The following is a 25,953-nucleotide window of genomic DNA, read 5'->3' on the forward strand; positions in this document are numbered from 1 at the left end:
GGTGTCTGCGGTATCTGCGGGAAATATTAAACCACAATAGGAACAAAGAAAACAGAAGAACCTACGTTTTCACCTTCTCCCAAACCTTGGCAGGCATCGCAGTGAACAATTAGGAATTGATTGAGGAAAACAAAAAGCAGTAGGACTTTCATTTCTGCGGTATCTGCGGGAAATATTAAACCACAATAGGGACAAAGAAAACAGAAGAACCTACGTTTTCACCTTCCACCAAACCTTGGCAGGCATCGCAGTGAACAATTAGGAATTGATTGGGGAAAACAAAAAGCAGTAGGGCTTTCAATTCTGCGGTGTCTGCGGTATCTGCGGGAAATATTAAACCACAATAGGAACAAAGAAAACAGAAGAACCTACGTTTTCACATTCTACCAAACCTTGGCAGGCATCGCAGTGAACAATTAGGAATTGATTGAGGAAAGTAAAAAGCAGTAGGGCTTTCATTTCTGCGGTGTCTGCGGTATCTGCGGGAAATATTAAACCACAATAGGAACAAAGAAAACAGAAGAACCTACGTTTTCACCTTCTCCCAAACCTTGGCAGGCATCGCAGTGAACAATTAGGAATTGATTGGGGAAAACAAAAAGCAGTAGGACTTTCATTTCTGCGGTGTCTGCGCCATCTGCGGGAAATAATAAACCACAATAGGGACAAAGAAAACAGAAGAACCTACGTTTTCACCTTCTCACAAACCTTGGCAGGCATCGCAGTGAACAATTAGGAATTGATTGGAGAAAACAAAAAGCAGTAGGGCTTTCATTTCTGCGGTGTCTGCGCCATCTGCGGGAAATAATAAACCACAATAGGAACAAAGAAAACAGAAGAACCTATGTTTTCACCTTCTCCAATGTCTTAGTGGTGAAAAATTAGGAGTGGATTGGGGAAAACAAAAAGCAGTAGGGCTTTCATTTCTGCGGTGTCTGCGGTATCTGCGGGAAATATTAAACCACAATAGGAACAAAGAAAACAGAAGAACCTACGTTTTCACCTTCCACCAAACCTTGGCAGGCATCGCAGTGAACAATTAGGAGTAGAATGGAGAAAACAAAAAGCAGTAGGACTTTCATTTCTGCGATGTCTGCGCCATCTGCGGGAAATAATAAACCACAATAGGGACAAAGAAAACAGAAGAACCTACGTTTTCACCTTCTCCTATGTCTTAGCGGTGAAAAATTAGGAGTGGATTGGGGAAAACAAAAAGCAGTAGGGCTTTCATTTCTGCGGTGTCTGCGGTATCTGCGGGAAATATTAAACCACAATAGGAACAAAGAAAACAGAAGAACCTACGTTTTCACCTTCCACCAAACCTTGGCAGGCATCGCAGTGAACAATTAGGAGTAGAATGGAGAAAACAAAAAGCAGTAGGACTTTCATTTCTGCGATGTCTGCGGGAAAAAATTAATGCCGGCAAAGGAAAAGGCTAATTTAAGAAGCTTTGGTCAATAAGACCTAAATATACCGGCAATATGAATTGCAAGCTTGCAAACAAAACTCAGGCATAGGGAATTGAAATACCTTTGCCTTTAAATCTCAATATTACTATGGAACAACTTACTGGAATATCCTTTAGACTTGAAAGCATCAAGGATAAGCTCAAAACAGAATTTATTGGTTTGGATGAAATAATTGATCAATTTATTCAGGCCGTCAATCCCTGGTGCTGCATGGCAGACAGTCAGAAAAGTCCTCTTGTAGTCAATTTATGGGGTTTGACCGGAGTAGGAAAGACTTCCTTGGTAAAGCGATTCTTAAAACTTTGGGACAATGACGAGAGTGTGGTGTCATTTAATATGGGAAGTAAAAATAATGTAAGGGACATGTTAAATTCCATGGAATACATGTACTCACTCAATGGAAAGCCCTCCGTATTTATATTTGATGAATTTCAACATGCCAAAACGATGGTAGATGGGACAAAAGAAATGGAAACCCCTATCGACCGAATGATATGGCAGTTAATGGATAATGGGAAATTTAGTTTTTCTCCCGGTTGGCATGATATCAAATCTCTCAGAAATCTGGTCGTTGGATTGGAAATATGCCTGGAAAGGGGTGTAAAAGTAGTGGGTGGAAAAGTAGTAGAGGGCTGGACTACCTACCAAAACATCATGGCTACCGATGAACCGAGGCACAGGTCTTCCTCAGAGATGGAAGAAAGGGATTTTATCCCCAAGTCAGACATTGAAAATCTTCATGAAATTGTCCGATTAGATTTTCCCTACAGGCCTCTTTTCAGAGATTTTTTATTCCAACTTGACGGACAGGAGTTAGTGGATTATATCAAAAAAGTGGAAAAGAAAGCCTGTGTCACCACTGAATTGGATTTTTCGAAATCGCTGATTTTTGTGTTGGGAAATTTGGATGAGGCGTTTGGTATGAGCGGGATAGTATCGGCAGATCAGGATCCGGACCTGATGTATGAAGATAGTAAAAAAATCACCTTTAGCAATGTGAAAGAGGCTTTGAAAGAGAGGTTTAGGATGGAAGAAATCGCTAGACTTGGAAATATCCATATTATTTATCCTTCCCTTAACAGCCAAGTTTACCGCAGATTTATTGAGCATGAATTACAGGAGATCGCTGCCAGGTTTGAAAATGCCTATCAGTGTCAGTTGGATTTTAGCAGCAGGGTAAATGAAATGCTCTATGAAGAAGGCGTCACAGCTACGCAGGGATTCAGGCCATTACGCTCCAGCATACACTATATTATCGAATCTTCTTTGGTAGATATGCTCCACAGCTGTTATTATGAATATGGCAGCAGGCTATATGTGGACCTTGAGTCAGATGATCTCATCCTTCGGTCTGATGGGATTATAACATCCAAAAAGAGGTTGCATCTTCCTGTCAAAGAAGCCAAAAGGAAAAAACTAAACCCACGTTACACTGCCATAACTGCTGTACACGAAGCAGGTCATGCCCTGGTATATTCTATCCTTTTTGGAAAGTTTCCCAAAAACCTTACAATCACCTCATCAGACCATTTTTCGGGGGGCTTTGTAGAGGGAAATACTTATTATGATTTTGAAGATTATGAATATTTGATCAGAGACGCTGCCGTGCTATTGGCAGGCAAAAAGGCAGAAGAATTGGTTTTCGGAAAAGGCAATAATACTACAGGTTGCGAAACGGACTTAAAGACTGCCACTCGTAGGTTGGTAGGAGCATCTCGAGAGGGTTCGGTTGCAGGATTTGATGCTACATTTGAATCAATAACCAAAGGCAATGGGGTTTTACAGGAAGAAGATGACCGTGTCAAACAATGGGTAAGTTTCCAGTTGCAAAAAGCAACTGACCTAGCAGAAGGCCTACTAGAACAAAACAAAGTAGCTTTCAAAGCAATCGTTGAGCTATTTATTGAAAAAAAGTTTTTGACAGCTGAGCGCCTATCCGAAGGTTTGCAACAAAAAGGAATTGACGTAAAGGTACTTCTCCATTCTTATCCGGCCTTTATGGATTATGATGCAAAACTCAGAGAATTTTTGGAAAATTGAATTCGATGAGTCTCCCTTCCTGGGGATAATTAGTCATAATTTAAAGATTGCTTTATTTAGGACATCAGGACTTCCCAATTTTCGATAAGGTTGAATAAGATTTGAGCTTGACTTATAATCAAAATCTCCTGAATGTGAGTATCCAATCCATGTTATCAACCTCAAAGCTGACAAAACCTTCCTATTATTCCTTCGTGCTTGACCCATTTTACTGTGGTTTGAATGATTTTGAAATGCCCACTTGGAAACAACAAATGCAACTTTGCACCCCTTTGACTGCCACGTTTCCTAAACTTATCTGACAGCCTCTCATAATTAAGAAAGCCCCAAGAAAATCGATTGATCTTCTTGGGGCATTTCATTTGGCTATAAATCAGGTGTACTGTTTAATGCCCTTTTGGTTGAATTTTACTTTGCTTTGAATTCTGCTGAAACCAAAATCGCTGAGGGTTCTCCTGCCACAGCAGGTCTGGTGACGAAATAAACATCATGCTTTTTGCCATCAGTAATTGGCTCAATGGCGATGTTAGTCATTCCTCCTGCGCGTCCTCCGGGACCACCAGGATAAGTCATCAACTTGGTTTCGCCGATTTTCTTACCTGAAGGTGAATCCAATCTGACTTCAATGACAAAACCCTCTTTACTAGGTTCCTGACCACCTCCCAATACTTGGATAGAGGCTACATCAGTCAGGTCAATTCCCTGGAAAGAAAAGGATGCCTCCTTATCAGGAATCATCATTAAGGTCATCCCTCCAAAAGTCATGGTAGAGAAATCAACAAGATTTTTGGCCTGATCCATTCCCATTTTTGGATTCCGGAGGGTTACTGCACTGTTTCCGGTCAAAGGTTTGACACCTTCTCCTCCACGGTCGGTAAAGCTTCCTGAAAGGACAAACACACCATTATCACTCAGGGTTTTTCCTACAATAGGGTCAACAGATCCGGTGGCAGGCAAGGAAGGCTTCTCCACAGCATCTCTGCGTCCGAGCGAAAGGATGTAAGCTACCACTTTTTTGGCGTCCTCATTTTTCAAGTTTGGATTTGCAGGCATCACTGTTTCACCCCAGACACCGCCTCCACCTTTTTGGATTTTATTGACAAGGTAAGCCGTGGCAGCTTCAGGGTTTCTTCTATATTTTCTTGCCACATCAACATAGGCAGGGCCGATCGATGCTTCATCTTCTTTGTGGCAAGTCTTACAAGTCAGAGAACTGATGATACTTTTTCCGGTCATGGCATCTGTCATGATGAGGTGGCCTTTGGCTGCCTCTGCCTGATCCAATCCTGAGATGTAATCTGCTGATAAATATAATGTGGAAAGATCATTACCTGCTTCTGCATCATCCGGATCAGATACAGTGGCGGAATACGCCACTTTTTTGCCAGGGAAATAGAAAGTCTGGTTTCCTTTGATTTGAATGTTGACTATCGGTGCGATATTTCCTGCATAGACAGAAGCAATGGTACTTTTCGCACTCAACTTACCGGGATCACTTACAGTCACCTGTACATCATAATCCCCGACGGCACTGAAAGTATGCGTCAGTTTTGGCTCTGAGGTAGTCACAGTCTCACCGTTTCCAAGATCCCATACAAAACTCATAGGATCATTTTCAGGATCATTGGCCTCTACGGTAAATGTAGCAGTGAAAGGAATGGAACCGGATTTCTGATCAACTGAAATGGACTGAACCACCGGTGTTCTGTTTCCTGCGTTAAAATCGATTCTAGCCAAACCGGAATCTGCATTTTTGGTAAACCAACCATTCCCATATTCCAAGACGTAAATTTTCCCATCAGGACCTACTTCCATGTCTATCAAGGCATTGAATTTGGTCTTGGACATAAAAGGCTCCATTTTGTCAAAGTCACCATTTGGCAACATCGTCACTACTTTGATCCAACCCCTTACCCAATCATACATAAAGAACTTCCCGTCATAGTAGGAAGGATATCTGGTATCGGCAGGATACATGTCTGAGTAATAAACCGGACCTGCCATGGCATTTCTTCCGCCTGTGCCCAACTGTGGAAATTCCGGAGAAACCCCATATGGATACCAAATGAAAGCAGGAGACAAAGGTGCCACTACTTTCACCCCGGTATTGTTTTTGGAATTGTTGGTAGGTTTTTCAGGATCAAAAGGAGTTCCCGGAGTTCCGGTGGTATAGTCGAATTCCCTGTAAGGATAATTGTTGCCCACAAAATACGGCCAACCAAAATTGCCCGCTTTTCTTGCCTGATTGACTTCGTCATAGCCCCGTGGACCTCGAGTATCCAAGCTGTCGTTGGCAGCATCAGGACCTACTTCTCCCCAATAAAGGAATCCGGTTTTTTGATCGACGGAAATTCTATAAGGATTTCTGTTTCCCTGAACATATATTTCAGGTCTTGTGCCTTCTGTACCCTTTGGATATAGATTGCCTTCAGGAATATCATAGCTACCATCTTCATTGACTTTGATTCTCAATATCTTTCCACGAAGGTCATTGGCATTTCCCGAGCTTCTCCTAGCGTCATATTGCTCGAAACCATCTCTGTTGTCCAAAGGTGCAAAGCCTCTGTTGACAAATTTGCTGTCTTTCTGGTCAAAAGGCGTGGAGTTGTCACCTGTCGAAAGGTAAAGCAAACCATCCTTGTCAAAAGCAATGGACCCTCCGGTATGGCAGCAAATTTCCCTTTGGGAATACAGTTCCAAGATGATTTTTTCAGAAGCCAAGTCCAGCTTGTCATTTTCAAATTTGAACCTGGAAAGCCTGTTGACTTCCTTGCCGGTAGGGCTGTAAAACATGAAAATGTAATTGTTCTTAGCAAAATTAGGATCTTTTTGAATCCCCATCAAACCTTCCTCGGCATTGACACCAGGCGTACTTGTTTTCCAATACACGTCAAGTTTTGCAATCTCCTTCGCCGTGGAATCGCCGTTTTTGTACAGCATGACCTCACCTCTTCTCTGGGCTATCAAGATGTCAAGATTGGGCAAAATGGTCATTTCCGTAGGTTCGGTAAATTCACCGACTACAAGGTTGATTTTCTCAAACCTGTTTTCTTCAGGAACCCTTTGGGTCTTTGCTTTGGAATAATCTAACTCTTTGTTTTCACCGATAGCATACTTGATTCCTTCCAATATATGCTGAAGGAATAATTCCTCCGAATATGATTCTTTGGTATGCCCTCCTGCGGTATAGAATGCCCTTCCACCATCAAACTCATGGTACCAAGCCATCGGATGGAATCCCATAGGTTTGGTGTGCAAGTAGCTTGATTCATCAATGTCCATCAATACATTGACATCAGGATTCAGCTTTTGGAAATGATACCATTCGTCTCTTCTGTTCCAAATCTCAGGTAAAAAACGGGTCGTGGGATGGTTTCTGTCTGTGACATTCAATTTACCATCCTGAACATTTGGATGTGGGTCACCAATGCCGGGATGATAAGAAAAATTAGCGCCGGCAAGTCTACTGTACCATCCCCACTCATATTCTGTATCCGCTGCTGCGTGGATTCCTACATAGCCTCCTCCTGCTTGGATATATCTCTCAAAATCTGCTTCCTGATAATGGTTGAGCACATCACCTGTGGTACTCAACCAAATGACAGCTAAATATTGCTTCAGGTTCTCCTCTGTAAACATTTCGGCGTTGGTCGTGGTATCCACCTCAAACTCGTTTTCTGCACCCAGTTTTTGAATGGCAGCCACCCCATCCACGATGGATTCATGGTAAAATCCGGCTGTTTTACTAAATACAAGGACTTTTGGTTTTCCACTTCTTTTGTTACAGGAAGAAAAAACCACCAAGACCATCACTAGAAGAAATAAACTTCTTTTCAAGGAATTCAAGGTTAACATAGGTTATTGTTTTTTGGAAATATAAGGAGATTCTCAATGAGCTTGCAAATGAATCATTTAAATGGGCATTTGGCCGTAAGATTGGTTTAATTTTTAAAACCAATCGCAAATATTAAGCAATAAATACGAGGTGAAAAAATTTCATTATGTATTTTTTACATTTTGAAATACATTTGGATATAAATACGCTGACCATGAAACAAATAACCAAAAAAACCATCCCCATGTTTGCCATAACAGCCATGTTGATGTCCTGTGAAAAAAATGTGGTGGAAGAAACCCAATTAGATGAAAATATCACTATCATAAGCCAATCAGCAGGTGCTAAACTCGGTTACTCAAAATCTTCGGGTGTCAACATTATTGATGAAAAAGGATTGAAATTCAAGGACCTGAACAAGAACGGAGAACTTGACAAATACGAAGACTGGAGGCTTTCCTTCGAGGAAAGGGCAACAGACCTAGCGTCCAAGTTGTCAGTCGAACAGATCGCAGGACTGATGCTCTACAGTTCCCATCAGGCCATCCCTGCTGCACCGGTGGGATTTGGTGCAGGTACTTACCAGGGAAAACCATTTCCTGAGAGCGGCATGCCTTCTTCCTCACTTTCCGACCAACAAAAGAAGTTTTTGACAGAAGACAATCTCAGGCATGTCCTGATCACTAGGGTAGAAAGCCCCGAAGTAGCTGCCCAATGGAACAACAATGCCCAAGCTTATGTCGAAGGTTTGGGTATGGGGATTCCAACCAACAACAGTTCAGATCCAAGACATAGCCCAATCGCGAGTACGGAATACAACGCAGGTGCAGGAGGCAATATCTCCATGTGGCCTGAAGCTCTTGGATTGGCAGCAACATTTGATCCGGATTTGGTGCAAAGATTTGGAGAAGTAGCTTCCATAGAATATCGGGCTTTGGGATTGACGACAGCACTTTCTCCGCAGATAGATCTCGGTACCGAACCAAGGTGGAACAGGTTGAAAGGCACTTTTGGAGAGGATTCAAGACTATCGGCGGACATGGCAAGGGGATACGTAGACGGGTTTCAGTCTTCTGCACCTGAATATGAAATCTCTGGAGGTTGGGGCTTTCAAAGTGTCAATGCCATGGTCAAACACTGGCCAAGTGGCGGGCCTGAAGAAGGAGGAAGGGACGGACATTTTGCTTATGGAAAGTTTGCGGTGTATCCCGGGAACAACTTCGAAGAACATTTGGTACCCTTCACTGAAGGCGCATTTAAACTGACCGGAAAAACCAAATCTGCCTCAGCAGTCATGCCCTACTATACCATTTCTTATGGGCAGGACAGCAAAAACGGAGAAAATGTAGCCAATGCCTACAGCGAATATCTCATTACAGATTTATTGAGAGGAAAATATGGGTATGAAGGCGTCGTCTGTACCGATTGGGGAGTGACAGGCAATGAAAGAGACAATGTCGAAGTCTTTGCCGGAAAACCGTGGGGTATGGAAACTGCCAGCATCGCGGAGAGACATTACAGGGTCATCATGGCAGGAGGGGATCAGTTTGGCGGCAACAATGACATCAAACCCGTCTTGGAGGCTTATCAGTTAGGCGTAAAAGAACACGGAGAAGAATGGATGAGAGCAAGATTTGAAAAGTCAGCGGTGAGGTTGTTGAGGAATATTTTCCAGGCCGGATTATTTGAAAACCCCTACCTCGAAATCTCCCATACCAAGGAAACTGTTGGAAATCCTGTGTTTATGGAAGAAGGATTTCAGGCCCAAGTCAAGTCAGTGGTCATGTTGAAGAATAAAGAAAACGTCCTTCCTATCGTCAAAAACAGCAAGGTCTTTATCCCTAAGAAATTTATTCCGTCCACTACCAATTGGTGGGGAGTCAAATCGGAAGAACAATGGGTTGATGCGTTGAACCTTGAAATCGCCAAAAAATACTTTCAGGTTACCGATAATCCCGAAGAAGCAGATTTTGCCTTGGTCTTTGTCAGCAATCCCGAGTCCGGAACAGGCTATGACCCTGCTGACAGGATGAACGGAGGCAATGGTTATGTCCCTATCAGTCTCCAATACGGCACATATACTGCGGCTACTGCCCGAGAACAAAGCATTGCGGCAGGAGATCCTGTACTAGCTCCACAGGTTACCAACAGGTCTTACAAAAACAAAACCATCACAGCATCCAATCTGAAAGACCTTCAAAACATCATGGATACCAAAAAAGCCATGAACGGAAAACCTGTTGTAGCCATCATTTCGGCTTCCAACCCAATGGTTTTTTCAGAATTTGAAAAAGAAGTTCAGGGTATCATCCTCCACTTCAATGTTCAGGATCAGGCAATTTTGGATATTTTATCAGGTGCAGCAGAACCAAGCGGATTATTGCCGATACAGATGCCTGCCAATATGGAGACCGTAGAGCGCCAATTTGAAGATGTGGCACATGACATGGATTGCCATGTGGATGAGGCAGGAAACACTTACAATTTTGCTTTTGGGCTAAATTGGAAAGGAGTAATCAAAGACTCAAGAACTGAAAAGTACCAAAAAAAGTAAAAGCCCTTCGCGGAAATCAAGAACCGCATTCGAAAGACTCATAGTCTTCTTTGAATATGGACCATAATTTACCGTCCTCATCACGGTAAGTTATGGTTCCTGTTTTTGTATCCTGCCTGATGTCCTGACTGATTTCCAGGATAGTCCCGTCTTTTAGAAGGACGGTGCAGGTACCTGTAATTTCTTCAATATCTGAGAGGCAACCTGACAATACCAAGGCAATAATGAAAGCTAAAAAGATTTTTTTCATGGATGAAGATTTAACAATTATGGCCAAAATTACAATTTTGTAGCAAAACGCAAGGAGGATTGGATTATTCTTTCTAGAATCATTTATTGCAAAAAAGATAAATAAAAAAAGGCCGATTTTGTCGGCCTTTTATCGTAATATTTTCACTTACTTTCTATTAGCTTTTATCAAGGCATCAAAGCTGCCACTCCCGGCAACACTTTGCCTTCCATGTGCTCTAGCAATGCACCTCCCCCGGTGGATACATAAGACACTTTGTCACCAAAACCGAATTTGTTGACAGCCGCGGCCGAATCACCCCCGCCGATGAGGGAAAATGCTCCTGCTTCCGTTGCTTCTGCGATGGCTTGGGCTACAGAAACAGTCCCATTTAAGAAACTGCTCATTTCAAAAACCCCCATTGGGCCGTTCCAAAGAATGGTTTTGGAGTTTTTGATGACCTCACCAAACAATTTTCTTGTCTCCGGCCCGATATCCAATCCCATCCAATTGTCGGGAATTTCTCCGGCTTTGGCCAAACCCTGTTCGGCATCATTGGCAAAAGACTTAGAAGTAACCGTGTCCAATGGAAGGATGATTTTCACCCCTTTTTGCTCTGCCTTTTTCATCAACTCTAACACATAGTCCAACTTGTCAGGCTCGCAGAGAGAATCTCCGATATTTCCGCCTTTTGCTTTAGAGAAAGTATAGGACATGCCACCACCGATGATGAGGTTATCTACTTTGTCCAATAACCTTTCGATGATCAAAATCTTATCCGAAATCTTCGCTCCACCCATGATGGCAGTATATGGTCGCTCAGGATTTTCAAGAACTTTGTCAGAATTATCAAGCTCTGAAATCATCAGGTAACCGGCAGCTTTGGTACTGAAAAATTTGGCAATCACAGCCGTGGAAGCATGCGCACGGTGGGCGGTGCCAAAGGCATCATTCACATACACATCACCCAATTTGGAAAGCTTTTCTGCAAAAGCTTCATCTCCTTTTTCTTCTTCCTTGTAAAACCTGAGATTTTCAAGCAAAAGCACTTCCCCCGGTTTCAAGCCTGCAGCCAGGTTTTTGGCTTCCTCACCGATACAGTCCGGCGCAAATTTCACGGATTGTCCCAATAATTTTTGGAGATTATTGATGACATGTTTTAGGGAATATTTCTCTACAGGACCATCTTTTGGCCTTCCAAGATGCGACATCAGGATCACTGAACCGCCGTCTTTCAGTATTTTCTCGATCGTAGGAACAGCCGCACTTATCCGGGTATCGTCCGATACGTTTTGATGCTCATCCAAAGGGACATTGAAATCTACCCTGACAAGGGCTTTTTTACCCTTAAAATCAAGATTGTCCACACTTTTGATTCTGTTGTTCATATTTATTGTTGTTTAAAAGGTTTTGAAGATGTATGGAAGTGGGAAGTGGGAAGTTGGAGGTTTGGAAGTTTGGAGGTAAGAAGTAAGAAGTTGTGCTAAATTCTTGATTTTGACTTTTCATAAAATTCTGAAAACTAGAATACCGCCTACTGAAAACTGCCTACTGCACAGCCGCTCTCCGTAGCCTGTCATTGATCGCCCTACCCAATCCTTCATCAGGCAAAAGCTCTGATAAAATTACGGAAACATCCATGGTATCCAAAGCCCTCATGGCTGCAAATAGATTTTTTGCTGCCTCATTCAAATCCTTTGTTTGGCTCAGTTGGATTTGTTTGGATGGAACTAGGGATGGATATTTTTGATAGAAAGATAAAATCGCGAATGGAATTCCTTTTGTGGAATATTCCAACACAAGATCTTCTAATTCACCAAGAATAAATGGTTTTTTTGGGGAATAATGGCTCTTGAGCATTCCCGGTGACTTTGGATTGGAGCTCGAATGCGTCATTACTTTCACTTCGCCGACCACTTCCCGGATGGCATTCAGGTCCAAACCTCCCAAACGGTACACTGTCACTTCCCCTTCTTCCAATCCTACAATGGTACTTTCCAGTCCGACTTCACAGTCCCCTCCGTCAAGGATAAAGGCGATTTTGTCCCCCAATTGGTCATTGACATGGCTTGCTTTGGTAGGACTGATGTAGCCGAAGGGATTGGCACTCGGAGCTGCCAAGGGAAAATCCAATTCTGATAGCAGTTCGTTGGTCAGTGGATGACTAGGCACCCTTACTGCCACTGTATCCAACCCGCTGGTAACCAAGTCAGGTACAATTTCCTTTTTTGGCAGAAGCAAAGTCAGTGGCCCCGGCCAAAATTTCGATGCCAATAAATCCAAAGGAAAAGGGATTTCTTTGACAAAATCATTGACCCGTTGCATGGCGGAAGTGTGCAAGATCAAAGGATCAAAATCCGGTCGGTTTTTGGTTGCAAAAATCATTGCCACAGCATCAGGATTGAGGGCATTACCAGCCAATCCATAAACCGTTTCGGTTGGAATTCCGACCAATTGTCCTTGCTCGAGCAGGGTTTTTGCTTTCGATATGTCCTTACCGATTATGGCCATTATTCTTTACAAAAATCGTCTATCCAAGTCTTTGCTTCCGCATATCCTAAGCTCAAGGCAAGCTTGAGATTGGCACAACCGTCTTCTTTCTGACCGAAAGCACTCATCTGCGTCACACCCAAAAGGTAATAAGCCGCTCCGTTTTGCTTGTCTAGGTTGACTGTATTGATCAGTGAGTTGATGGCTGAGACAGGGTCATTGTTGCCAAGCTGAGCTTTTGCTTTGTTGAATTGTGCCAAGGCATTGTTTGGATCGGCCTGTAGCGCCACATCAAAATCGAAGATGGCATCTTCATATTGTTCCAAAGCCAATAAGGCAAGGCCTCTGTTGTAGTAAATGTCGTTTTGTTTTGGATCAAGTCCATTGGCGGTAATGTAATCCAACAGGGCTTCTTTGTAGGATTTTTTCTCCAGATAGGCATTGCCTCTGTTGAAGTATGGTTTGTAAGAAGTGGAATCCACATCAATTGAAGCTGAAAAAGAGGCTATGGCTTCATCAAATTTACTTTGTTGGAAAAGGGCAACTCCTTTGGCATTCAGTGCGGTGGTATTTGCGGGATTTTTTTCGATGGTCCTGTCAAAGAACCCAATGGCTTTGTCATATTGCTCGGTTTCCATCATTTTGATTCCCTCATCAAAGAGCTCTTGCTCGGAAGGACTACAGGACCAAAACGCGATAATGGCCATCAGGCAAAGGAGATTTTTTTTCACAGGTTTATAATTTTGGGCAAAGATAAAGAATTATGCCTCTTTGGAAGATTCTCCCAACAATTTTGCAGCATAGTCTTTGGGTACCGGTACCGGCCGCATGGTCTGCATGTCCACAAACACCATGGTGGTGGAAGCTTGCGCAAAGATTTTATCCCCGCCGTCTTTTGATTTTCCCATCAATACCTGCTCCAATACAAAAGAAGTATTCCCGATTCCGGTACATTTTACGTAGACCTCGGGCCTGTCTTCAACATGGACAGGAGTCCGATAGTCAATATTGATATTGGCCACTACAGTACCTACTTTAAAAATATCCCATTCGCAGACCCTGAATAAAAATTCTGCCCTGGCATGCTCAAGATAATTGAAATAGATCCCGTTGTTGACGTGCATATAGCCATCGATATCCGAAAAACGGACCTGGATCGGGACTGAAAAAGAAAAAGAGGACAGTACATCCTCCGGTTGATATTTATTCATGGATAAATAATTATATGTGTGTTCGCAATGATGCCAGTAGATAGGATACCTATTCAAATTCTGGTTTGCCGACTTAATTGCCCGGTACATCCGTCTTCCGACTTCGGTCTTCCGTCCCGTTTGAAGAAAAATATAGGATTAATGGCAAAGAAGAGGATACCCATCTAAAATATTTTCTGCTTACATCAAAATTTCTGATTTGGAGGTTTTTTCCAACATCCTCAAAATTGACGGATTGGGACCGACCATATCTTCGACTGCATCAAACTGTATCCAGGCAAGGTCCTTGCTTTCTTCCGAAATCTGCAAAGGCTCGTTCATTTCAGCCTCAAACAAAAACCGCACATCATAATGGAAATGCTCAGGAACATCGCCTCTCTGTGGAATCGTGTGCCTGTCGATGTCAAAAATCCTTGAATCCACAATCCTCAAAGACGTCAACCCGCTTTCTTCCTGCGCTTCAGCCATGGCCACTTCGAGAAGGTTTTCATGCCCATCTGCATGGCCTCCGAGTTGGAGCCATTTGTTAAGTTTGCGGTGCAAAGTCAATAGTGTATGTGTCCTTCTCTTATTGACAATCCAAGCCGATCCGGTAAAATGCCCCTCTAACCTTTCCCTGACAAAAGCATTGTCATCAAAAGTCAGTTCGATGAAATCATCCACAAACGAAGATTCATCTTCAAAGGGTGTTCTATAATTTTCAAGGTTTTCTCTAAGTGATTTTCGGTCCATACTATGGGTAGGTTTGAAATAAATCGTCGATAAACTGGTCAAAGGGCTTGGCGTTTTGATACAGATGATCTGAATAGACCGTGACCAAAACTTTGAGGAAGCTGGGTTTATCGTTGATAGTGACCTTTTCGATGCTCACATTGCCAAACATCTGGTCAATCTTTTGGGAAAAATCAGTGCTACTCAGGGGTGGCTTGAAATACTGTTTTTCAGTAGTCCTGACATTTTCCTGAATTTCCTCCATTTTCCTGTCCAGACTTACACGATGATATCCCAAATCTAACATTCGTCTGCCAAAAGCAAAGAAAAGATTGGAAAAAGTTTTTTCGTCCAAAGGGCTTTCAAAAGTAACTGCGAATCCGTTGGCATATGGAGAATTGAGGATATGTACCTCAGGGGAACCCGTGATTCCTGACTTTTTGAAATGGTAATTTTTGTTGATGAGCTTCAGCATCGCCAACCCCTCTTCTGATTCCATCCAATTCACGACCATGTCCTTTTCCCCTTCGGATTGGGAAAAATTCTCTTTGACGTTCATGGGAGCTGATTTTTTAGGAAATAATTTCCCCAAAATATCATCAATAAATGAGGCCATCAGTGTTTGATTTTATAGGTGCCGTTTGGTTCTGTCATGATCAATCCCTCTTCTTCAAGTTCTCTCAAAATCCTGACTGTAAAAGGATCGTTTTTCAGGCCGGGGATTTCATGGATTTGATGAAGGGAAAACAAGGTTCCGCCACTTAAAGTTTGAATAATCTTTTTTCTGACCTTTTCTGCTTCGGTATCATGTTGCTTCTTGTTTTCCAGACAGACATCGCAAATTCCGCAAAAGTCATCTCCTTCTTCCCCAAAATAAGAGGATATCTGATTTGCCCGGCAGAGAGAAACATTTTTGATATAGCCTACCATCGATTTGGCTTTGGAAATGGCGTTTTGCCTCCTTTCCTCAATTCTTTTGGCATCCAACGGAAGTTTTCCGGCATCAAATCTTGCTGTCAGAAAAGTGATTTGGGGCTTGTCTTTTCTGGGATGGTAAGCCAAAATCCCCACTTGATCCAAATACTCGAGTTGCTTGATCAGGTCGGACTCCTCCATCTTGGCGTTTTTGGCCACTTTAGATTCTTGGATTTTGAGGTATTCGACAAAAAGCTCCCCGCCGTAGGTTCGCATCAAGACTTTGATCAAAGGGTCCAATTTGGCATTGGCGATCTGAAATTCGTATAGTTTGCTTTGGTCAACCAAAAAATGAATGGTCGAAGGCGAATAAAAACTTTCATTCAGTTCCAGAAACGCTTCTTCCTGAAGAACTTTCAAAGCATTATACGTTGTCAGCAAATCAAGCCCATATGTCGACGTAAAGGAAGACATGTCAAAATCATAACTGACCATAAATCCGCTTCCCACCGCTATCCGGTATTGGTTTGCCAGACTTTGGTATACTTTCTTCAAGAAATCAATCGGAGGATAAGCCATTGCGGCACGCTCTTCCAAGACCATCATGTCCTGCTCATTGGTGAGCAAAACCCCATAAGCTTTGTGTTCGTCCCGCCCTGCACGGCCTGCTTCCTGATAGTAGTTTTCCAGGTTTTCGGGCAGGTCCATATGGATGACTGACCTGACATCCGGCTTGTCGATACCCATCCCAAAAGCATTGGTGGCGACGATGACCCGGATTTGGTTTTTCTTCCATTCATTTTGCCGCTTGTCTCTCGTCTCATTGTCTAGGCCGGCATGGTAAAAACTCGCCGATATCCCCATCTGATTGAGCACATTGGCGATATCCTTGGTGCCTTTCCGGTTTCTGACATAGATAATGGCCGAGCCGGGGATTTTATTCAGAATCTCAATGGCTTTTTCAAGCTTGTTTTCCACCAATCTGACCGAATAGCTGAGGTTTTTGCGGGAAAAAGAACGAACAAAGACCGATGGTTTTTTGAGCTCCAACTTCTCAATGATGTCTGCCTTTACTTTCAAAGTAGCGGAAGCAGTCAGGGCAAGACATGGAACATTCGGGTGAAATTCACGGATCAGCGCAATCTCCAAATAAGGCGGTCTGAAATCATATCCCCATTGTGAGATGCAATGCGCTTCATCAACAGCGATCAGATTGACCTTCATTTTTTTGAAGCGCTCAATAAAAATCTCGGTTTTGAGCCGCTCTGGGGAAACGTAAAGGAACTTGTAATTACCGTAAATGCAGTTGTCCAATACGGTATCGATCTCTCTTTTTCCCATCCCTGAATAAATCGCTGCAGCCAAAACCCCCTTTTTCCGAAGGTTGTCCACCTGATCTTTCATCAATGCAATCAGCGGGCTCACCACCACACAGATTCCGTCCATCGTCAGGGCCGGAACCTGGAAACAAATGGATTTTCCCCCACCGGTGGGCAAAAGTGCAAGTGTATCCTTTCCTTCCAAAACAGAAAGCACGATATCCAACTGAACAGGACGGAAGTCACTGTATCCAAAAACCGTACTGAGAATATGGAAAGCCTTTTCTTTCAATTTACCATTTGATTTGTTCTTTTTTCAGAAACGCGGCAATTCCCTTTTTGCAATCTTCAGTTCCCCTTGCCTTGGCATTCATGGAAGCAGCATACTCCAAAGCTTCTTCCAAGGTCCTTTCCTGCACCCTTCCTATCATCTCTTTGGTAAGCGACATGGCTTCATCCGAGTTTTGTTCAATCAGTTTTTGTGCAAATCCATAAACCTTTTCTTCCAATTCGGGAGCTTCCACCACCCTATTGATCAAACCCATGGATTGGGCATAGGTAGCAGAAATCAGGTCCCCTTCCAGCAGCAGCTGCTTGGCTTTGCCTTCCCCGATTTTCCGAAGGAGAAAAACCATGACAATAGCGGGAATAAATCCGATTTTGACTTCAGTATAACCAAATTTTGCTTCGGAAACGGCAAATGAAAAATCACAGATACTTGCCAAGCCACATCCACCAGCCAAGGCATGTCCCTGAATCTGAGCAATGATGACCTTGGGGAAAGTATAAATTTTGTGAAAAAGGTCTTTAAGGCCACGGCTGTCAATCAGGTTTTCCTCGAAAGAATTAAACTGAAGAGCATGTAGTGCCGCAAGGTCAGCGCCTGAACAAAAGACTTTCCCTTCGGCTTTTATCACAATTACTTTGACTGTATCATCCCTTTCAAAATCCGTAAGCGCAGCATCGAGAAAAGAGATCATTTCGCCGTTTAAGGCATTTCTTTTTTCGGGTCTGTTGAGGATGATGTAACCTATCCTGTCTTTGATCTGCGTTATTATAGGTTGGTCCATGGCGAAGGGAAATTCTACGAGCTTGTGAAAATCTATAATTGAAAGATAACCGACTGCTTTTGCTCTTCCAAGGTTAGAGAGAGTTTAATATTATTTTGTATGAATAGGTGTCCAAGAAAATGGAATCTGTTTTGGGAATCGATTCCCATTTTTTTTCATCCCATCTATATACTGAATAATCACTCTCTCGCGGTAAGCGAAAAACATTCTTCTGAATAATCAGATTTTGATTAAGACCGGGAATTGGAACTTCAAGCCCCTTCGGGGTTTCAAAAGCCACCATTGGAAATCGGGATTTAGCCGTGGATGCATTTCTGTTTGGCAGTACCTTGAAGCTGATATCCTGTTCTGAAGCTTGGTCATACCAAAAAAGCGTTTCTCCAATTTGGTAATCAATGGCAAATCCCTTTCCTGCAACATATAAAGTGATTTCATTTTTTTCCTTTGGAATAAAAGCAAAAACAAACCGCATTATCCCAACCAATCCTAACAATACCAATAAAGTAAAGGCCATTTTCCTTCCGGGATAGAGCCAAAGTAAAATGAATACTGAAAGTATCAGCCAATACACCCAAATAAACCCTGATGAAAAATAAATATCTGAAATCCTCGAACCGGGTAATTCCTGAAACCAAAAAATCAGCGTATTGACCACAATAATCGTTTTTTCTGTCAACCAAGCCAAGACCAAAGAAATATAAGGGACTTTAATCAAAAGCATCAGGGGAACTCCCAAAGCCATCATCAAAAACGCCCCGGGAATGGCCACCAAGTTAGCGATTGCAAAATATGTCGGGAAGACGTGAAAGTAGTAAGCAGAGATAGGGAAAGTGGCTAGTTGGGCGGCAAAACTGACTGTTGTAATTTGCCAAATATAGTCGACAATCCTATTTGTAGGACTCCAAAGACGCACCAATAAGGGCTGAATCACCAAAATTCCGATCAGTGCCAGGTAGGAAAGCTGAAAACCGACAGCATAGATCAGAAAAGGATCATACAGTAATAAAACTACCGCTGACAAAGCAATGGCGTTGAATATCGAGGGATTGCGGGATTTCATCTGTGCCATGGCCATCAGTGAAAACATCGTCGCAGCCCGCATGACTGAAGGTGACATTCCAGTCAGCAACGCATACCCCCAAATCAATAAAATGATTATGCTGAGGTAAATTACCCTTTTTTTGACTTTAAGCCTGTACGGTTTTATGAATAGAAAAAAGAACCCATACACGATCCCCACATGTAATCCCGAAACTGCCAGAATATGCATGGCTCCGGCAGTGACATAGGCATCTGAAATATCCCGATCCATATCTTTCTTTTGTCCTAACAAAATCGCCTTTGCAATCTGATTTGCTTGCCTGTCATGTATGAGACTGTCCATTCCTGAGAGGATTTCGGATCTGATACTGATAAAAAAAGCCTCGATGGGATTTTCAGTCAGGTTTCCTATTTTTTCAAATTTTTCTCCAATAAAATGCTGATGGGAAACCTTTTGGTTTTGCATGAATTTGCGGTAATCAAATTCAAAAGGATTGTTTGGCGCTTGGATTTTTTGAGGACTACCTGATACCAAGACCAAATCACCCGAGTAAAGCCCTTGTTCTGACCTGTGATAAATCAGTACTTCACCCTTCGTTTCTTCCCACCTATTCCCATCAAATACCTTTTTGACATTGTTCCTGTTTGCTATCGAATTGGGCTTTGCTTCGTCATAGCTTATTACCGTACCTATATAAGCCTTGATTTCTTTATTGGAATTCAGAAGATGGTTTGGATGATTTTTGATGTCTTTTTGATAAGTGAAAAAAAAACCGGCGGCAGCCAATTGGATGTAAGCCAAAAGTGGAAGGATGATTTGGAATCTATACCTTCTGTAATCGTCTTTGGCAAAAACCAAAGAGAGGTAAATCAAACCGGAAGCGGCTGCAGCTCCAATTATTACCCAAATTCCGATTTGGCTTAAAACAGGATACAAAACTATCCCGAGGATAAAGAAAAGAGCATATCGCAAAAATGGAAATTCCGAAAAACGCATGGCAGCAATGTTTCGTGGAATTTAAAAACAAAAAAAGAAAAAGGAATCATCCCTGACTCCTTTTCCCCTAATTTAAACGTTTAATATTGTTTAGAAACGGTAACCGACATTGAACCCTGCCTTCAGCTCAATTATTGAAAACCTGTCAGCCACGCTTTGCGATAAGCCCCGGCCGATTGCCCCAAAAGGTCCAAAAGCAAAATTATTGTAGTTCCATCTGTAACCTCCTATCAAACCAATGTAAGCACTGTTCAGACTCGTTACTACGTTGGCATTATTCACCACTTCTGTAAATTCTCCGATCCTGTATTTGAAATAAGGCGAAATATACATCTTGCCATCATTGTTTCCTGCGAAGTAAAAGTTGTAGGACACTAAAAACGAGGTGGCAGAAAAATTACTGCCATTACCCTGAGTCCTGTAACCGAACCGGTCATTGAGATGGACTTCGAGTCCCAATGATTGATCAGGTTTTAAAAATTTCTCATATCCCAATTCCACAGAGCCAAGAACAATAGTGTTTAGAAAATTAAGCCTGATCTCACCTTTCGGATCTTCCAAGGATTGAGCAAAAGAATTTGCCTGAAAAAAGACAAAACATATAACAGCAAACAATAATTTTTTCATATCAAAAGTGTCGGTTTACGGTAAAATTTATCCTTACGGAAATCAAAGGTATAATTCCATTTTAAAATGTTTGATATTACACTCCTCAAACATGTCGCCAACTTTCTGAAATCCAAATTTTGCATATAGAGGCATGGCGTCCAATTGGGCGTGTAAGTAAAGTTTTTTGCCTTTTGAATCCGGGTGAAGTTTGATGTCCTGTACCACTGCATCGACCAAAGCAAAGCCCACTCCTTTTCCGCGCATCGGTTTCAATACTGCAAAGCGCTCAAGTTTCACGCCTTTGTCAGTGAATCTCCATCTCGCAGTTCCGGCAGGATCTCCTGTTGATTTTGCTAAAAAATGGATGGAAGTATCCTCAAACTCGTCATATTCCTCAGCAGGATCGACTTCTTGCTCGATGACAAAAACTTCCTCACGGATGCCAAAAACTGTTTTAAGCTGCTCCTCCGTCAGTACTTTTTCTACGGAGATAGGCTTCTCTTCTTTCGTCTCTTTGGGATTCATCTTTTTCGTATGCTTCAATGATCGATTTGACTAATTTATGGCGGATGACATCCTTTCCACTCAGGCTTACAACGCCGATACCTTTGACATCTTTGAGGATATGCAAGGCTTCAGTGAGTCCGGATTTCTTTTTGGTGGGAAGGTCTACCTGGGTCTGATCCCCTGTGATGATAACCTTGGAATTGGGCCCCATCCGGGTCAGAAACATTTTGATCTGCTCACTTGTCGTATTCTGCGCCTCATCCAACAAGACAAAAGCGTCATGCAAAGTTCTCCCCCTCATATAGGCAAGAGGAGCTATTTCTATAACTCTTGTTTCCTGATAATATTTCAGCTTCTCAGCAGGCACCATGTCGGCCAAAGCATCATAAATCGGTCTTAGATAGGGATCCAGTTTTTCCTGTAAGTCTCCCGGAAGGAATCCTAGATTTTCGCCTGCCTCCACAGCCGGGCGGGTGATGATGATTCTTTTGACTTCTCTGTTTTTCAATGCCCTGACTGCTAAAGCAACGGCAATGTAAGTTTTTCCTGTACCTGCAGGACCCAAAGCAAAGACAAGGTCATTTTTAAAAGCTGACTCTACAAGTTTGCGTTGGTTGGGAGATTTGGGCTTGACAACAAGCCCCTTGTTACCATACAAAATGACATCATTCTTTTCATTTTCTTCAAATGGCTGACCTTCCAAAGCAATGTATTCCTTTACATTGTCTGGGGTCACATGGCCAAATCGGTGGAAATGCTGCAGGAGCATATTGATCACATCATTGATTCGGAGAATCTCGGGGGCACGGCCTTGAATACGGATTTCATTGCCGCGAGATACTATCTTACTTTGGGGAAAAGCATCAGCAATGCGGCGGATGTTCTCGTTTTCTGAGCCTAAAAAGTCCAGTAGCGGGATGTTTTCCAGAGTGATTATTTTTTCTACCAATCTAATTTCCTTGAATTGTGAAGTCTATAGAGGGTGTAAGCATAAAATTCCTAATTTTGTTCACACCGCTACAAAAGTACAAAATTTTAACAGACTTGCTTCCATGGCATTGATAACATTCACCTCAGATTTTGGAGACGCCGACTACTATGTACCGGCGGTGAAGGCCAAAATGTTATCCATCAACCCCCAGTTGAACATCGTAGACATCACCCACAAAATCAATATTTACGATATTGCACATGCCGCTTTTGTCCTTAAAGCAATCTACAAGGATTTCCCAAAAGGAACGGTACACCTTGTCGCGATGAACAGCACAAGCGCCAGCACAGAAGGCTACATAGGTATCAAGTTGGAAGAACATATTTTTTTGGGGCCAAACAACGGCGTACTCAGTCTGCTATCCGATTATGATCCGGGGATTTGTGTGCTTTTTTCTGAAATGCATATCAAGGAAAGTACTTTCCCTGTCAAAGACATCCTTGCACCCATCGCGGCCAAAGTAGCTTCCGGTGCTGCCATCCATGATTTTGGTGGACCACTGATGCAGATCAAAAAGATGATTCCAAGACAATTCAAAGCCACCAAAAAACAGATAATCGGCCACGTCATCCGTATCGATAACTATGGCAACCTGATTACCAATATTCCCAAAGAAGTTTTTGACAAACTCAATCCCGGTAAATACAATGTGGAATTTGGTAGAGAAAGTATCAACAGACTACACAAAACCTATGACAATGTAGACTCCGGCGATTGCTTCGCTTTCTTCAACAGCATCGAACTCCTGGAAATCGGCATCAACCATGGCCATGGTGCAGATTTGTTGGGATTGAGACATGACAGTCCTGTTTTTATCAATTATGAGATTGAATGATATGCTAATAAGGGTAGTAAGGATGACTTTTAGAGAGGAAGCGGTAGAAGCTTTTTTAGAAAATTTTGAAGCCAACAAGCAAAAAATCAGAAATTTCCCAGGATGTAGCCATCTGGAACTGTGGCAAGACGAGAACAACAAAAATATTTTCATGACCTATAGTCATTGGCAAAGTGAAGAGTCTCTGAATCAATACCGTGATTCCCAGCTGTTTAAATCTGTATGGTCATTTACCAAAACCCTTTTTGCAGAAAAACCTGTTGCTTTCAGTTCCAAAAAAATCCAAAAACTGCCCTGAAAGGTGTTGCAGGAAAAAAAATCTTTACTCATATTTGCATCCCGTTCAGCAAGGGACGGAAAATGATTGAAATGCCCAGATGGCGGAATTGGTAGACGCGTTGGTCTCAAACACCAATGAGGTTACACTCGTGCCGGTTCGACTCCGGCTCTGGGTACATAGAAGCTCGCAGAAATGCGGGCTTTTTTTGTTTTATAAGAGATTAGGAAGTAAGCTCTTCATCTCCAAAATCCAAGTCAAAATCTTTTGGAAGGTCTTTAAGTCTGTCGATACATGGACAATACTCTTTAAAAATGCAACCGTCAGGAGAACCCGAGCAATAATCAAAAGTCATAAAGCCATGATTTACAATTGAAGTTTTTTGATTGAGTGTGTCCACTGTCATCCAATATGAAATTGGTATGGGCAGATTTTCAGGCAGATCAATATCGAGGTTCCAACTTGACATCATTTTATTGAAAGCTTTGCAGACGATCTTCATATCATCATCAGAAAGTTGGTTGGAGGGAGGGAAATCTTCTGCTTTCAAACCACAATAATCACCAAAGGTTTTTGGTGGATCTTGCGCAATCCAATTTTCGATTTCTTCAAAATGTTCTTCTATGGTCTGGGGCTTTGGGAATTCTTCTTTGGATTTCTTCCTGTAAGCATTCGCAATATCTTCGAGCAAATGTGGAATGTAAGGATGCATATTTTAGGATTAATTGATCTAAGGTAAATACATCTGTACAGTTTATTGTACATAATGTAAATTATTCTTATTTTTACAAAAAAGCAAGGCGATGGAAATCACAACATATACCAACTTCAGGCAAAATCTTAAAACTTTTCTAGATAAAGTATTTACTGACCACAGTCCCCTTTTTGTAACAAGGGCAAATGGAGAGGATGTGGTGGTACTTTCAAAATCAGATTACGAAAGCATGCAGGAAACTTTTTATTTGATGAAAAGTCCGAAGAATGCAGAACGGCTACTTCTTGGTCTTGAAGAATATGAAAAAGGATTGGGTCAGGAAAAAGAATTGGTTGAATAATCCTGAACTCTATGAAACTGATTTTTCTCAGTACCGGATGGGAGGATTATTTGTATTGGCAGGTCACTGATAAGAAAACCCTTAAAAAAATCAATGCACTGATTAAAGAAGTCCAAAGAAGTCCTTTTCAAGGGAATGGAAAACCTGAACCATTGAAACATGACCTTGCAGGATGGTGGTCAAGGAGAATAGACCTGGAGCATAGGTTGGTTTATCGAGTAGAAAACGATTCGGTTTTTATTTTACAGTGCCGGTACCATTACTGAAACGGCAAATTCTCTCAGTATTTCTGTTCAAATTATTTCAACCTATTTCGCAGAGCATATTTCTATCTTATTTCCCTGATCCTTTTTCCAAACTCCTCCAATCCCTCATCTCCAAAATCCAAATGGGTGACAAACCTGATTTGGTCTTTGCCGAAGCGGACGGCTTTAATGCCTTCAGCATCCAATTTTTGAAGCATTTCGGCCGGAGTGATGTCCTTCAATCTCGCAATAACGATATTGGTGACGACGGGAAAAACTTCCGATACCAAAGGATGTTGCTCCAGGATCTCCCCCAATTTCTTTGCCCTGTCATGGTCTTCGGCAAGTCTCTTGACTTGGTGATCGAGGGCATAGATTCCCGCTGCCGCCAAAAAACCCGCCTGCCTCATTCCGCCACCAAAAGATTTTCTGACTTTTCTGGCACGCTTGATGTCTTCTTTTGACCCTAGAAGGACAGAACCTACCGGACAACCCAATCCTTTGCTCAGGCAAACAGAAATGGTATCGAACATCGCTCCCCAAGCTTTGGGACTTTCGCCAGTGACTACCAAAGCATTGAAAATCCTTGCTCCATCCAGGTGGAGTTTGATCCCATGCTGATCACAAAGGGCTTTAATTGGTTTTATTTCTTCTAAAGTATAAATACTGCCTCCGCCTTTGTTCATGGTGTTTTCGAGAGAAACCAAAGTTGTCTCAGGCGCATGTACATCATCAGGATTGATGGCATCGGCGATGTCAGAGGGACTGATTTTACCATATTCCCCATCCAAAAGTTTGACCGAAGCATGGGAATTTGACATAATTCCTCCTCCTTCATAGAGGTAAATGTGGGAATACTTGTGACAGATCAGCTCGGTCTGGGGCCGGGTATGGAGCCGGATCGCAATCTGATTGGTCATGGTACCGGAAGGGCAAAAGAGCCCAGCTTCCATGCCAAACATATCAGCCAACTTCTGCTCCAAAGCATTGACAGTCGGATCTTCCCCAAATACATCATCGCCCACTTGGGCTGACCACATGGCTTCCAACATGCCTTGGGTAGGCTTGGTGAGGGTATCTGAACGTAAGTCTATAATCATTTGGATGAATTGATTTAAATGAAATATGCTACGCGAAATAAATGGAAATATGCATTCGGCGAAATATTAATGGAAATATGCTTCGCGAAATAAATGGAAATATGTTTGCGCCGAAATATGTGTTTTATTGAAATAGGCTTTGCGAAATATGTGGAAGTATGCCTACGGCGAAATAATCTTACAGCATCAAGCCTTATTTTCCATTTTATATCAACTTTATTTCAATCGTATTTCTACCATATTTCAACTTTATTTCTTTCATATTTCTACTCTATTTCAATTGTATATCAACCTTATTTCTAACGTATTTCCATTGTATTTCAACCTTATTTCTACCGTATTTTTAATCTATTTCTACTATATTTCAAATGTATTTTCACTTTATTTCGATCGTATTTCCATTGTATTTCCGTTGTATTTCAACATTATATCTACCGTATTTCTACTTTATTC

At 42.2% G+C, this 25,953-nt stretch carries 25 protein-coding genes and 1 tRNA gene; 7 read left to right on the forward strand and 19 right to left on the reverse strand.

The genetic code is table 11. The features are described from left to right. Window positions 1-491: 491 nt before the first annotated feature. The 3 genes from MMU07_RS21725 to MMU07_RS21735 all read right to left on the reverse strand — a co-directional run bounded on the left by MMU07_RS21725 (window position 492) and on the right by MMU07_RS21735 (window position 1,389). Window positions 492-617 (reverse strand): hypothetical protein, encoded by a 126-nt coding sequence (locus MMU07_RS21725; RefSeq protein ID WP_255737518.1) that lies wholly within the window; start codon window positions 615-617, stop codon window positions 492-494. A gap of 339 nt (window positions 618-956) precedes the next feature. Next, a complete protein-coding gene (locus tag MMU07_RS21730; RefSeq protein WP_255737520.1) occupies window positions 957-1,082 on the reverse strand; it encodes a hypothetical protein in 126 nt (41 codons plus the stop codon). 181 nt (window positions 1,083-1,263) lie between these two features. Continuing rightward, the gene (locus tag MMU07_RS21735) at window positions 1,264-1,389 is read right to left on the reverse strand and encodes a hypothetical protein (RefSeq protein ID WP_255737520.1); all 126 of its coding nucleotides are present in this window, start codon (window positions 1,387-1,389) and stop codon (window positions 1,264-1,266) included. A gap of 167 nt (window positions 1,390-1,556) precedes the next feature. Here MMU07_RS21735 and MMU07_RS15725 point away from each other — a divergent pair, with 167 nt between their 5' ends. Further along, window positions 1,557-3,509, forward strand: coding sequence for a hypothetical protein (locus tag MMU07_RS15725; RefSeq protein WP_241127033.1), 1,953 nt, complete (start codon window positions 1,557-1,559; stop codon window positions 3,507-3,509). Between the two features lie 408 nt (window positions 3,510-3,917). On the opposite strand, the gene MMU07_RS15730 is transcribed toward MMU07_RS15725, so the two are convergent. After that, window positions 3,918-7,346: a ThuA domain-containing protein gene (locus MMU07_RS15730; RefSeq protein WP_336246201.1), complete on the reverse strand. Its 3,429-nt coding sequence runs from the start codon at window positions 7,344-7,346 to the stop codon at window positions 3,918-3,920. A gap of 212 nt (window positions 7,347-7,558) precedes the next feature. Here MMU07_RS15730 and MMU07_RS15735 point away from each other — a divergent pair, with 212 nt between their 5' ends. Then, window positions 7,559-9,898, forward strand: coding sequence for a glycoside hydrolase family 3 protein (locus MMU07_RS15735; RefSeq protein WP_241127037.1), 2,340 nt, complete (start codon window positions 7,559-7,561; stop codon window positions 9,896-9,898). A gap of 16 nt (window positions 9,899-9,914) precedes the next feature. Here MMU07_RS15735 and MMU07_RS15740 read toward each other — a convergent pair whose 3' ends face one another. The 13 genes from MMU07_RS15740 to MMU07_RS15800 form a co-directional block, all read right to left on the reverse strand. Next, window positions 9,915-10,148, reverse strand: a complete 234-nt coding sequence (locus tag MMU07_RS15740) for a lipoprotein (RefSeq protein WP_241127039.1) — start codon at window positions 10,146-10,148, stop codon at window positions 9,915-9,917. 167 nt (window positions 10,149-10,315) lie between these two features. Continuing rightward, window positions 10,316-11,515, reverse strand: coding sequence for a phosphoglycerate kinase (locus tag MMU07_RS15745; protein WP_241127042.1), 1,200 nt, complete (start codon window positions 11,513-11,515; stop codon window positions 10,316-10,318). Window positions 11,516-11,675: 160 nt separating this feature from the next. Beyond that, a complete protein-coding gene (locus MMU07_RS15750) occupies window positions 11,676-12,638 on the reverse strand; it encodes an L-threonylcarbamoyladenylate synthase (RefSeq protein ID WP_241127052.1) in 963 nt (320 codons plus the stop codon). After that, entirely contained in the window at window positions 12,638-13,324 is a 687-nt protein-coding gene (locus MMU07_RS15755; RefSeq protein WP_255737566.1) for a tetratricopeptide repeat protein, read from the reverse strand. Before MMU07_RS15755 ends, MMU07_RS15750 begins: the two co-directional genes overlap by 1 nt. A gap of 54 nt (window positions 13,325-13,378) precedes the next feature. Further along, window positions 13,379-13,828, reverse strand: a complete 450-nt coding sequence (locus MMU07_RS15760; RefSeq protein ID WP_241127057.1) for an acyl-CoA thioesterase — start codon at window positions 13,826-13,828, stop codon at window positions 13,379-13,381. 180 nt (window positions 13,829-14,008) lie between these two features. Further along, window positions 14,009-14,560 (reverse strand): NUDIX hydrolase, encoded by a 552-nt coding sequence (locus MMU07_RS15765; RefSeq protein ID WP_241127058.1) that lies wholly within the window; start codon window positions 14,558-14,560, stop codon window positions 14,009-14,011. Window position 14,561: 1 nt separating this feature from the next. Next, window positions 14,562-15,155, reverse strand: coding sequence for a hypothetical protein (locus MMU07_RS15770; protein WP_241127060.1), 594 nt, complete (start codon window positions 15,153-15,155; stop codon window positions 14,562-14,564). Beyond that, complete coding sequence (locus MMU07_RS15775) at window positions 15,155-17,065, reverse strand: RecQ family ATP-dependent DNA helicase (RefSeq protein WP_241127062.1); 1,911 nt, start codon at window positions 17,063-17,065, stop codon at window positions 15,155-15,157. The genes MMU07_RS15770 and MMU07_RS15775 overlap by 1 nt, the downstream gene beginning before the upstream one ends. Window position 17,066: 1 nt before the next feature. Beyond that, complete coding sequence (locus tag MMU07_RS15780; RefSeq protein WP_241127064.1) at window positions 17,067-17,843, reverse strand: enoyl-CoA hydratase/isomerase family protein; 777 nt, start codon at window positions 17,841-17,843, stop codon at window positions 17,067-17,069. A gap of 73 nt (window positions 17,844-17,916) precedes the next feature. Continuing rightward, a complete protein-coding gene (locus MMU07_RS15785; protein WP_241127066.1) occupies window positions 17,917-19,881 on the reverse strand; it encodes a ComEC/Rec2 family competence protein in 1,965 nt (654 codons plus the stop codon). Between the two features lie 90 nt (window positions 19,882-19,971). Beyond that, a complete protein-coding gene (locus MMU07_RS15790; protein ID WP_241127068.1) occupies window positions 19,972-20,508 on the reverse strand; it encodes a DUF3575 domain-containing protein in 537 nt (178 codons plus the stop codon). A 42-nt stretch (window positions 20,509-20,550) separates the two neighbouring features. Beyond that, window positions 20,551-21,015 carry a GNAT family N-acetyltransferase gene (locus MMU07_RS15795; RefSeq protein ID WP_241127070.1) on the reverse strand — a complete coding sequence of 155 codons (465 nt, stop codon included), beginning with the start codon at window positions 21,013-21,015 and terminating at the stop codon, window positions 20,551-20,553. Beyond that, window positions 20,945-21,946 carry a PhoH family protein gene (locus tag MMU07_RS15800; protein ID WP_241127073.1) on the reverse strand — a complete coding sequence of 334 codons (1,002 nt, stop codon included), beginning with the start codon at window positions 21,944-21,946 and terminating at the stop codon, window positions 20,945-20,947. The genes MMU07_RS15795 and MMU07_RS15800 overlap by 71 nt, the downstream gene beginning before the upstream one ends. 103 nt (window positions 21,947-22,049) lie before the next feature. Here MMU07_RS15800 and MMU07_RS15805 point away from each other — a divergent pair, with 103 nt between their 5' ends. From MMU07_RS15805 to MMU07_RS15815, 3 genes are all read left to right on the forward strand, one after another. After that, window positions 22,050-22,823: an SAM hydrolase/SAM-dependent halogenase family protein gene (locus tag MMU07_RS15805; protein WP_241127074.1), complete on the forward strand. Its 774-nt coding sequence runs from the start codon at window positions 22,050-22,052 to the stop codon at window positions 22,821-22,823. 1 nt (window position 22,824) lies between these two features. Then, complete coding sequence (locus MMU07_RS15810; RefSeq protein ID WP_241127076.1) at window positions 22,825-23,121, forward strand: putative quinol monooxygenase; 297 nt, start codon at window positions 22,825-22,827, stop codon at window positions 23,119-23,121. 73 nt (window positions 23,122-23,194) lie between these two features. Continuing rightward, window positions 23,195-23,278, forward strand: a tRNA-Leu gene (locus tag MMU07_RS15815). Between the two features lie 45 nt (window positions 23,279-23,323). Here MMU07_RS15815 and MMU07_RS15820 read toward each other — a convergent pair. Beyond that, on the reverse strand, window positions 23,324-23,812 hold the full coding sequence (locus MMU07_RS15820; RefSeq protein WP_241127078.1) for a hypothetical protein: 489 nt from the start codon (window positions 23,810-23,812) through the stop codon (window positions 23,324-23,326). Window positions 23,813-23,903: 91 nt separating this feature from the next. On the opposite strand from MMU07_RS15820, the gene MMU07_RS15825 reads away from it, so the two are divergent. After that, window positions 23,904-24,155 carry a type II toxin-antitoxin system Phd/YefM family antitoxin gene (locus tag MMU07_RS15825; RefSeq protein ID WP_241127079.1) on the forward strand — a complete coding sequence of 84 codons (252 nt, stop codon included), beginning with the start codon at window positions 23,904-23,906 and terminating at the stop codon, window positions 24,153-24,155. 11 nt (window positions 24,156-24,166) lie between these two features. After that, window positions 24,167-24,421 (forward strand): Txe/YoeB family addiction module toxin, encoded by a 255-nt coding sequence (locus MMU07_RS15830; protein WP_241127081.1) that lies wholly within the window; start codon window positions 24,167-24,169, stop codon window positions 24,419-24,421. Window positions 24,422-24,483: 62 nt separating this feature from the next. Here MMU07_RS15830 and MMU07_RS15835 read toward each other — a convergent pair whose 3' ends face one another. Then, window positions 24,484-25,500: a threonine aldolase family protein gene (locus MMU07_RS15835; RefSeq protein ID WP_241127083.1), complete on the reverse strand. Its 1,017-nt coding sequence runs from the start codon at window positions 25,498-25,500 to the stop codon at window positions 24,484-24,486. Between the last annotated feature and the right edge of the window lie 453 nt (window positions 25,501-25,953).

Origin of the sequence: Cognataquiflexum nitidum (genome assembly GCF_022538055.1) — a bacterium.
Lineage (GTDB): Bacteria > Bacteroidota > Bacteroidia > Cytophagales > Cyclobacteriaceae > Cognataquiflexum > Cognataquiflexum nitidum.

What these genes read in the sequence shown, in the direction of transcription:
- MMU07_RS15790 (WP_241127068.1), bottom strand. Translation starts at nt 20,508, where the DNA reads ATGAAAAAATTATTGTTTGCTGTTATATGTTTTGTCTTTTTTCAGGCA.
- MMU07_RS15725 (WP_241127033.1), top strand. Translation starts at nt 1,557, where the DNA reads ATGGAACAACTTACTGGAATATCCTTTAGACTTGAAAGCATCAAGGAT.
- MMU07_RS15770 (WP_241127060.1), bottom strand. Translation starts at nt 15,155, where the DNA reads ATGGCCTCATTTATTGATGATATTTTGGGGAAATTATTTCCTAAAAAA.
- MMU07_RS15735 (WP_241127037.1), top strand. Translation starts at nt 7,559, where the DNA reads ATGAAACAAATAACCAAAAAAACCATCCCCATGTTTGCCATAACAGCC.
- MMU07_RS15760 (WP_241127057.1), bottom strand. Translation starts at nt 13,828, where the DNA reads ATGAATAAATATCAACCGGAGGATGTACTGTCCTCTTTTTCTTTTTCA.
- MMU07_RS21725 (WP_255737518.1), bottom strand. Translation starts at nt 617, where the DNA reads ATGAAAGTCCTACTGCTTTTTGTTTTCCCCAATCAATTCCTAATTGTT.
- MMU07_RS15750 (WP_241127052.1), bottom strand. Translation starts at nt 12,638, where the DNA reads ATGGCCATAATCGGTAAGGACATATCGAAAGCAAAAACCCTGCTCGAG.
- MMU07_RS15795 (WP_241127070.1), bottom strand. Translation starts at nt 21,015, where the DNA reads ATGAATCCCAAAGAGACGAAAGAAGAGAAGCCTATCTCCGTAGAAAAA.
- MMU07_RS15825 (WP_241127079.1), top strand. Translation starts at nt 23,904, where the DNA reads ATGGAAATCACAACATATACCAACTTCAGGCAAAATCTTAAAACTTTT.
- MMU07_RS15765 (WP_241127058.1), bottom strand. Translation starts at nt 14,560, where the DNA reads ATGGACCGAAAATCACTTAGAGAAAACCTTGAAAATTATAGAACACCC.
- MMU07_RS15830 (WP_241127081.1), top strand. Translation starts at nt 24,167, where the DNA reads ATGAAACTGATTTTTCTCAGTACCGGATGGGAGGATTATTTGTATTGG.
- MMU07_RS15820 (WP_241127078.1), bottom strand. Translation starts at nt 23,812, where the DNA reads ATGCATCCTTACATTCCACATTTGCTCGAAGATATTGCGAATGCTTAC.
- MMU07_RS15805 (WP_241127074.1), top strand. Translation starts at nt 22,050, where the DNA reads ATGGCATTGATAACATTCACCTCAGATTTTGGAGACGCCGACTACTAT.
- MMU07_RS15785 (WP_241127066.1), bottom strand. Translation starts at nt 19,881, where the DNA reads ATGCGTTTTTCGGAATTTCCATTTTTGCGATATGCTCTTTTCTTTATC.
- MMU07_RS21735 (WP_255737520.1), bottom strand. Translation starts at nt 1,389, where the DNA reads ATGAAAGTCCTACTGCTTTTTGTTTTCTCCATTCTACTCCTAATTGTT.
- MMU07_RS15745 (WP_241127042.1), bottom strand. Translation starts at nt 11,515, where the DNA reads ATGAACAACAGAATCAAAAGTGTGGACAATCTTGATTTTAAGGGTAAA.
- MMU07_RS15780 (WP_241127064.1), bottom strand. Translation starts at nt 17,843, where the DNA reads ATGGACCAACCTATAATAACGCAGATCAAAGACAGGATAGGTTACATC.
- MMU07_RS15740 (WP_241127039.1), bottom strand. Translation starts at nt 10,148, where the DNA reads ATGAAAAAAATCTTTTTAGCTTTCATTATTGCCTTGGTATTGTCAGGT.
- MMU07_RS15835 (WP_241127083.1), bottom strand. Translation starts at nt 25,500, where the DNA reads ATGATTATAGACTTACGTTCAGATACCCTCACCAAGCCTACCCAAGGC.
- MMU07_RS15810 (WP_241127076.1), top strand. Translation starts at nt 22,825, where the DNA reads ATGCTAATAAGGGTAGTAAGGATGACTTTTAGAGAGGAAGCGGTAGAA.
- MMU07_RS21730 (WP_255737520.1), bottom strand. Translation starts at nt 1,082, where the DNA reads ATGAAAGTCCTACTGCTTTTTGTTTTCTCCATTCTACTCCTAATTGTT.
- MMU07_RS15755 (WP_255737566.1), bottom strand. Translation starts at nt 13,324, where the DNA reads ATGGCCATTATCGCGTTTTGGTCCTGTAGTCCTTCCGAGCAAGAGCTC.